At 58.4% G+C, this 8,569-nt stretch carries 5 protein-coding genes; all 5 read left to right on the forward strand.

Going from position 1 to position 8,569, the window contains the following annotated elements:
• The first annotated feature begins 123 nt into the window (after nucleotides 1-123).
• The 5 genes from BRA62_RS10625 to BRA62_RS10645 all read left to right on the forward strand — a co-directional run bounded on the left by BRA62_RS10625 (nucleotide 124) and on the right by BRA62_RS10645 (nucleotide 8,561).
• Complete coding sequence (locus BRA62_RS10625) at nucleotides 124-1,272, forward strand: glycosyltransferase family 2 protein (RefSeq protein WP_292366543.1); 1,149 nt, start codon at nucleotides 124-126, stop codon at nucleotides 1,270-1,272.
• Nucleotides 1,273-1,878: 606 nt separating this feature from the next.
• Nucleotides 1,879-3,627 carry a CARDB domain-containing protein gene (locus BRA62_RS10630; protein WP_292366544.1) on the forward strand — a complete coding sequence of 583 codons (1,749 nt, stop codon included), beginning with the start codon at nucleotides 1,879-1,881 and terminating at the stop codon, nucleotides 3,625-3,627.
• 349 nt (nucleotides 3,628-3,976) lie between these two features.
• Nucleotides 3,977-5,485, forward strand: coding sequence for a hypothetical protein (locus tag BRA62_RS10635; protein WP_292366545.1), 1,509 nt, complete (start codon nucleotides 3,977-3,979; stop codon nucleotides 5,483-5,485).
• A 174-nt stretch (nucleotides 5,486-5,659) separates the two neighbouring features.
• Nucleotides 5,660-7,663: a hypothetical protein gene (locus BRA62_RS10640; protein WP_292366546.1), complete on the forward strand. Its 2,004-nt coding sequence runs from the start codon at nucleotides 5,660-5,662 to the stop codon at nucleotides 7,661-7,663.
• 604 nt (nucleotides 7,664-8,267) lie between these two features.
• Complete coding sequence (locus BRA62_RS10645) at nucleotides 8,268-8,561, forward strand: glycosyltransferase family 4 protein (RefSeq protein WP_292366547.1); 294 nt, start codon at nucleotides 8,268-8,270, stop codon at nucleotides 8,559-8,561.
• The last annotated feature ends 8 nt before the right edge of the window (nucleotides 8,562-8,569 follow it).

The raw sequence follows: 8,569 nt of genomic DNA on the forward strand, positions 1-8,569 counted from the left end.
GGGGGAGGGACCGGGAGGGGGTGCCCCCCTCCCGGCAGAGATGTTCTGGGATGGCCCCACTATGAACCCTGCTCCAGCCAACTCTCGAAATATTTTAATAGTTATATATTGTCCACGGCATGAATGGCCGCAAGCACCGGGGATGCCGGATTCAGGGGAGCGGGCCGCATCGGGATCTCTGAAGACAGGGACCGGCCGGCCTCTGCACCTCCCAAAAATAACCGCACCGGTTCGGGGTATGCCCGCGAGTATCCGATCGAGGGAGAGACGGCGCTGCCGGCTGTCTCGGTCGTCATTCCCCTCTACAACAAAGGCCCCTACATCGCCCGCGCCTTAACTTCGGTCCTCGCCCAGACCGTCCGGGATTTCGAGGTGATCGTGGTGGACGACGGTTCCACCGACGGCGGGGCGGAGGTGGTCGGGGGGTTCGGCGACCCGCGGGTCCGGCTGATCCGGCAGGAGAACCGGGGGGTGTCCGCGGCGAGAAACAGGGGGATCGAGGCGGCCCGGGGCGAACTGGTTGCGTTTCTGGACGCGGACGACGAATGGATGCCGCGGCATCTTGAAGCCCTGCTACGACTGCGGGAGAAGTACCCGCAGGCGGGGGCTTACGGGACGGCATACCTCCTGCAGGAGAACGATTCGACGGCCCGGGTCCCGCCGTTCAGTGCCGAAATACCCCCGGAGCCATGGGAAGGCCTGCTCTCCAACTACTTCAGGGACGCAATCCGCGGCACCCCGCCGATCTCGTCGTCGATAGTTGCTGTCCCCAAACATATCCTGGACGAGATGGGAGGGTTCGATGTCAGCGCATGGTACGGGGAAGATGTGGACCTGTGGGGACGGATTGCCCTGAAGTATCCCATTGCTTTTACCCGGGACGGCATGGGGATCTACCATAAAGAAGCTGCGAACAGGGCCTGCGATAAGAAAGAGCCGATCCGGGAGCATGCCTTCGTAGCCTCCGCGCGGAACGCTCTGCGGGCCGGGGAGGTGCCGCCGGAGTTGAGAGAAGATCTGCTGGAATATGTCGCATCCAGGCAGATCCAGGTTGCATGCCGCAATCTGGAGGCAGGCAGGCCCGATCTCGCGAGGGCCAATTTAAAGCGCTGTAAGACACGGCATCTGCGGAGATCCAGGTACCTGGCCCTGTTCAGGGCATATACTCCTTCCGTGATACATCCTGCGCTGAACAACTGGAGATCGAGGATAAAGGGCATCCCGGCGAGGAAGCCGGGGGCTGAAGCTCAAAATGGAGGTGTTCCCAAGTGATCGGGGCGCTGCACAACGGCGTTACAGGCGTTCAGGAGCATTTTTGCTGATCGGCCCCGGGGTCCGCTCCCGCGAGCCACTTGAGACAGTAAGCAACAGACGTATTTGCCCCACGGATCCCTCCGGCATCCCTGTTTTTACAATACAGTAATTCCGGGTAGCCTCAACTCTCAAAAGCCCCTCTTCCGGGCCAGCGGACTGCACAAACCCGGTCCTCCCCATCTTGATGAAGAGCGACTGCCGCATCGGCAACCCCAAGAGCGGTGAGCGGCGGCGCAGGCTCGACGGCGCGGTCGATCGTATCCCGCACCCTGCGAGCTCGCGCTCTGCCTCTCTATCGGCCCTGCAAAAGCGGGTCACCCACCCAGATCAAAGTGAAGATCCATTATAAAAAACTACCTCCATCCATAATAACTTAATAAATAGAGTTAATCGAAATCAGAAAGGATTTAAACCCCAATAGCTCTTTTTGGTCCCGTTTATAGAAATTTCAAAACCTACCCGTATATATGTTAGAATAGTCAAATAATTCTGAGGGGATCCACCCTCACTGACCTGCCGGGAGGCCGAAAGGGACCCTCCCGGGGCGAATCTAGGAGATTACACATGAAGAAACCCCTATTCCTTGCGCTGGCACTATGCCTGGTGTTTGCTATGGCTGCATCGGCACAGGCTGCGCCAAGTCAGATAGTATCAGAGGGTACCTACGATGTCGTTGTGTACACCGACGATACGGAGATCATTGCGGAAGACAGCACTGGTCAGGTGATCAGCAGCGGAACAGCGGGAACAGATGACAGCAAAGTTATCCAGACCGCAATGAAGGCCGTTGAAGACGGCATTGTAGTCATTGCGGCCGGGAACTATGCCCTGAGCAGCTCCATCGAAATCGGGGTGTCCAATCCCACCACAACCCCAACGCCGACACCCACTTCCACACCGGTTCCCTCCGGGAAACCAGACCTCGTGGTGACCGATATCTCCTGGGAACCGGCGAACCCGGCAACCGGCGATACGATCACGATGAAGGCGACGATCAAGAACCAGGGCACGGCTGCAACCCCGGCCGGCACCATTCACGGCGTGGCCTTCACGTCTGACGGAAACCTTGGCTCCGCGGTATGGTCCGACACCTACACGGCCTCGATCGCTCCGGGCGCATGGATTACGGTGACCGCGAACGGCGGTGTTTCCGGTGCGACCTGGACTGCGGCGGCAGGCACCTGCACGATCACCGCGACGGTCGACGACGTCGACCGGATCGAAGAAGGCAACGAAAACAACAACGTGTTCACCAAGGCGATGACGGTGGGTGCGACTGCGCCGACGCCGACGCCCACAAGGACGCCAACTCCGACGCCGACTCCCGGTCAGACCACGTACGGAGCGGATGCCAACCCGACCGGAAACCCGATCGGGGGAGGGGACGGGTATAAAAACATCGTCAGCCGGAGCAACGCAGACTTCATCGTCGACACGACGAGCGAGCTCGTGAGCGCACTCGGTTCGGCGCAGTCCGGGGACATCATCTGGGTCGAGCAGAACGCCAACATCGACATGAGCGGCCGAACCACCACGATACGGGCCGGGGTCATCCTTGCCAGCAACCGTGGCGAGAACGGCTCTCCTGGCGGCAGGATCTACCAGACATCAGCCGGAACCCGGCTGTTCACGATCGGCGGTCAGAATGTGAGGATCACCGGCCTTCGTATCGAGGGGCCGCAGAAGGACACCAGTGCGTCATCGACGAACGTTGGGATCTACACCTCCTACCGGAACCTCGAGGTGGACAACTGTGAGATCTTCGGCTGGGGCAATGCCGCAATCGGTATTGCCGGCACCGGCGGTTCCGACATGAAGACCGGCGCGTACATCCACCACAACTACATCCACCACAACCAGGTGGCCGGTCTCGGGTACGGTGTCTGCTTATCCAGCGGCGGTGTAGCTCTCGTCGAGGCGAACTACTTCGACTACTGCCGGCACGCAATCACCGGAGCAGGCATGGCCGGGGATGGATATGAGGCGAGGTACAACATCTGCGGTCCGAACTGGATCACGACGTCGCCCCATAACTTCGACATGCACGGCACCACGTCCGGCTCCACCACCATCGCAGGAGACACGATCAAGATCCACCACAACACGTTCCTGGGTACGACCTCCCAGATGCCGACGTGCATTGCCATCCGGGGCGTTCCCCGCGACGGCGCGTACATCGACCACAACTGGTTCTACTTTACCAGGGATGCGCCGGTCTGGCAGACCGGTGGAACAACAGGGATCAGCATGACGAACAACCTGATCGGCGCGAACGGGGTTCTCTCCGCATCGGGTCCGATCAAGTATTACTGAACGGGAAGAGCGGGCAGGAGAGGTCCGAAACGACCCTCCAATACCCCTCCTTTTCCATAGACAGGGTGTTTCTCCAGCCGTATCTCAACCCGATCCGGCGAAACCATCTTTTAAGTCCGGCAGGAGCCCTGAAACAGGAGATCGTGCCGGATAGCACGAATGTTCGGGTGCGCGGACGGTGTCACAGTCCGGGGGCCTGCAATAAAGTTTATTAAAGTCCACAGGCACCAGAGACAGGATAAGAGTGCGTCCTGAAGAAGTCTTACCCATTGTCCTGATCCTGCTCTGTGTAGCCCTGGTTATCCCGATAGCGATCGGCACTCTTTTTCCGGGACCAGAAGAGGCAGGTGTGACAGATCCCGCCTTTTCTACCCCCACCGTGGATATTCAGGATTCAACCACGCAGCTCGATCGTGAGCAGGCCTTCGGGGCCGGATCGAACCCCACGGGGAGTCCCGTAGGCGGAGGCGACGGCTACCGGGATACAGTCTCGCAGAAGGGTTCAGGGACGAACCGTCCCGTCACGACCACGGACGAACTGCTTGCCGCTCTCTCGAGCGCGAAGAGCGGAGATGTCATCTACATCGATGAGATGGCCCGGATCGACCTTGCAGATGCCCCGATGGGAATGACCATACCGGAGGGCGTGACTCTTGCCGGCAACAGGGGCGAGAGGAGCACGGCCGGATCGGCAGCATATTCATTCGATATCAGGGTACCCGGGGATTATTTCCTCTGGGTCCTTGCATCCGGCGAGGAGAGCGGCCCCATCGGGGTTTCGGTAGACGGAGGAGGCATTCGCCAGTGGGATCTCGAGACGGATTCGCATTGGCGCTGGAGCGGGGGAGGGGCCCACTACCTCTCCAGCGGCCGGCACAACCTGACCATCCATTGGCGCGAGAGCGGTTTGAGCCTCGATGGGATCCTCATTACCGGCGACGCAGGCTACCTCCCCGACGGTGCCGTGGGAGAGCAGAACGGACGGGGACTGATCAGAATGGAGGCAGAATCCGGAGTGCTTTCGCCCCTGATGGAGACGGCCCGGGATCCTGCAGCATCGGGCGGGGCATACGTCTCGGTTCCCGATAGCCCCGACGGGGATGAATACCCGGTCTCACCGGGTGGAAAGATATTCCTGGGATCGACAACCTCCAATCGTCCGGTCGGACTTGTTGCCGGGGGAGAGCACGTAAGGATCACCGGAATCCGTCTGGAAGGGCCGGATACGGGAACCGGCGAGGTGGATCACCCTGGTCTCGGGATCTATTCGGCCTACCGGAACCTCGAGGTGGATAACTGTGAGATCTGGGGCTGGAGCGGTGCTGCAATCGGCATTGCCGGCACGGGAGGAGCCGACATGAAGACCGGCGGGGACATCCACCACAATTATATTCATCACTGCCAGATGAGCGGCCTTGGATACGGTGTCGTAGTGTCGGGCGGGGCTTTGAGTCTGATCGAAGCGAATTACTTCGACTACTGCCGGCATGCGATCGCCGGCAGCGGGGTCGCCGGAGATGGGTACGAGGCGAGGTACAACATCTGCGGTCCGAACTTCACCGCAGGCTCTTCCCATAACTTCGACATGCATGGTACGGCGTCCGGCTCCGGCACAATCGCGGGGGATACGATCAGGATTCATCACAATACGTTCATGGCCACAGGCCCCTTGAACGCGTTCCCGGTTGCCATCAGGGGCGTTCCACGCGACGGGGCATACATCGACCACAACTGGTTCTATTACGACCTGGCACCGCCGGTCTGGCAGACGGGCGGGCAGGGGAACGTCTTCGTGACGGATAACCTGATCGGGCAGAACGGGGCTCTCTCCACATCCGGGCCGATCGAATATTACTGAACGGGTTCCCATGCCCGCCTCCGCCGTGTCCCGGGGGCCTGGCAGGCAACCGTCGAGACGATGAGATCGGAGTTTTCAGTCGCTGCCCTCAGATCGCCCCGAACGAGACCCGAAGGGACCGATCCGGGCCTCCTGCAGGAGCCAGCGGGGATTACCCGGACCGCGGGAGCGCTGGTGAGTGCAAGCTCATCTTTATCAGGGTTGAGTGTTGAAGGGGGTCCTGCAGATACGGAGGCAGGAGCCAGAATGAAAATTCGATTGCTTGAGAAGCTGGCCGGGATCTTTCCCTACCTGATACTCTTTGCCTACATTGCAGGCTGCATTTTCTGCCTCCTGATCGACAGGATGAGCTACCTGATCAACGGTTCGATCCTTGCGGTCCCCGCAATCCTCGGGGCCTTCGCGTTCGCATTCATCAAGAAAAAGGACATCGACTTCTCAGGGACATTTGAGATATTTCCTTACTATCGCTGGATCTCTCCACAACTGTTTCTGGCGACCTTTACGCTCACCGTCCTGACCTTTCTCATAACCCCGGCCGACTCCACACCGGGCTTCATTGGAGTGCTCATCCTGTATACCATAATATTTGTCCAGATCGTATCCGCACAGCTACGGCCGGCAATGATGCTCGTCGAGATCATGCTCACCCTCGCAGTCACGATCTACAGTTATACCCTGCGGCCGGTCCTGTACTTCGGGACGACGGATATCATGCCACACAGTTACATGGCTACCATCACCTATCTGTCAGGGCACATCATCCCGGGCGAACTCGGAACATACACCTACTTCCCCCTGTATCACGTATTTGTGGCGCTATCTTCGCACATGCTCGGCCTGGATATCGAGACCTCCCTCTTCGTCACTACCGGCCTGATATTTGCCTCAACGGTGTTGTTCCTGTATTATTTGGTCAACAGCGTATTCCACAACGATCGTATCACCCTCCTGGTCGTCCTTGCGTATGCGATGAACGCCGACGTCATATACTACGGGACCTACATGGTGACAAGGACAATGGCCTACGTCGGGTATCTCATCCTCCTGTACCTGCTCTACTCCGTGACGGGCACAAAAGCCCATACGGAGCATGCCATCCCCAGACCTACCCCCCGGAGGATTTTTGCCGTAATCACGGTCATGTTCATCCTGTTGACCCACCAGATCTCCACGCCCATGATCATCGCCCTGATCGGGCTCCTCTTTTTCCTCGAGCTGGTTCTCGGTGAAAAGCGGCGCATGAGTACGACCTTCCTGATGGTCCCCGTCTCCCTGTTTGCCGTCTACTGGCTCTTCGTAGCCTACCCCTTCATAAGGGATCTGTTTCCGCGTGCCGATCTGTCCCTGTACCAGAACATCGTCCTCACCGAAGCGGTGAACCAGGGCTGGAATTTCCTGCTGAGCCAGATAGATTCCCTGTTTGTCGTGTTTTTCGGGTTGATCGGGGCTGTCTACCTGGTATGGAAGCAACAGCCGAAGTACTCGATCGTGTTCGGCATGCTGGGGCTGGCAGCGATCATCCTGAACGTTCCAAGTGTTCTTACCGTGGTATTTCAGCTGGTGTCGGTGCTCCGGATCGATCGGTTTGCCATCCTGTTTCTGCCGATTCTTGCCATTGCAATGGGTGTCGGAATGTATGTCCTCGCCCGGTACCTGGCTGCCCGGGAGATGCCGCCCAGGTGGATTGGGGCCGTGATGATCGCCCTGATCCTCCTCTACGGCGTCAGCTCGCTCGGCTTTATCAGGGAAGAACCGAGTTACACCCGCTACTCCTTCAATCAGGACGAGGTAGTCGGGTTTGATTATGTACTGGAAAAGGTGCCGAGCGGCTCTGTACTCCACTCAGACTACTATACCCTGCGATTCTTCGGGAGAAAGAAGATTAACGAGTCCGAGAACCTGGGACTGCCGTACTATGCCAATCGCCTGATACAGGACGATCTGAATATCTCGGGAGACACCGGGTATATCATTCTTCCGGATGAGCAGCTCAGGCACGGTGGACTGCTCTTCGGCGAGGAGGCCATGATGGATGAAACAGAGTTCAACCCGGAAAAAGGCCTCCGGCCCTACATGCCCACTGAGGAGAATATCCTGAACTTTACAGGCAGATTATCCGCAGATCATAAAGTGTACTCAAACCGCGGCATCGAAGTATACCATTTCCGGCACTGATGGGTGCGCAAGAGAATACACCGGGGGGTTCTTCAAAGGACCGTTCGACAGCACGAGGCGCCGGGAGGCTCTGACAGCGGCACGGGACCTGCGATGATGTCGGCCCTGACACGGTGCTCTGTGCCGAAGGCGCTACTCGGAAGCGGATATAAGAGCACCAAAGCAATTTAAAACACCTTTTTGGAAAATTACTACAGAGATGCCGTAATTTCCCGGGTATCCCCTTCCGGGCAGCACCAGGACAATCCCCCGTAAACATTATATCCAATGGCCCTTCAAGAGACTTCTCACCATGCCCGGTGCAAAGCTCCCCATTGCGATGGCTTCTGGGCTATCCGCCACATATGAACCTCTTGTGGAACCGATAGACACATCTGCGGAGAGCGGAGGGTATTTAACGGGGCATGCCGGAGCAGAACCCTGGTGTTGCCGCCCGGCAGCCCACTGCACGGAATCGCCTGCGGATGGCGGGAGGGGGTATACAGCAGGTGGAGACGGCAGGCGGGCTGTAAAATCGCGCTTCTACCCTGCAGCCGGGACGGCGGTCCCACTCCTGACCGCACAAAAGGCCGGGGATCCCACAAAGAGAGCAGCTTGTTGACCGATGACACCAATCGTATCCTTCGGAGCGAACATGAGAATTGCCCAGATTACCCCGTATTTTTTGCCGCATAACGGCGGAATGGAGATGTACGTCTATAACTTGAGCAAAGGCCTGATCGATGCCGGCCATACAGTTGAAGTGATAACCGCAAACGTCCCTCCGGGCAGAGCCATTGAGATCATGGACGGAATCATCGTCAGAAGGCTGAAGTGCATCGGAGAGCCGCTCCGAAACCCTCTCGTTCCGTCTATATTCCTCCTCCGGGACGAACTGAAGAAATTCGGGCTTTGTTGAATTCCTCC

Origin of the sequence: Methanoculleus sp. UBA208, assembly GCF_002498065.1 — an archaeon.
Classification (GTDB): Archaea; Halobacteriota; Methanomicrobia; order Methanomicrobiales; family Methanoculleaceae; genus Methanoculleus.

Bases quoted from the DNA above. Each gene is read 5' to 3' on its own strand.
- BRA62_RS10625 (WP_292366543.1), top strand. From the start codon at position 124: ATGGCCGCAAGCACCGGGGATGCCGGATTCAGGGGAGCGGGCCGCATC.
- BRA62_RS10630 (WP_292366544.1), top strand. From the start codon at position 1,879: ATGAAGAAACCCCTATTCCTTGCGCTGGCACTATGCCTGGTGTTTGCT.
- BRA62_RS10645 (WP_292366547.1), top strand. From the start codon at position 8,268: ATGACACCAATCGTATCCTTCGGAGCGAACATGAGAATTGCCCAGATT.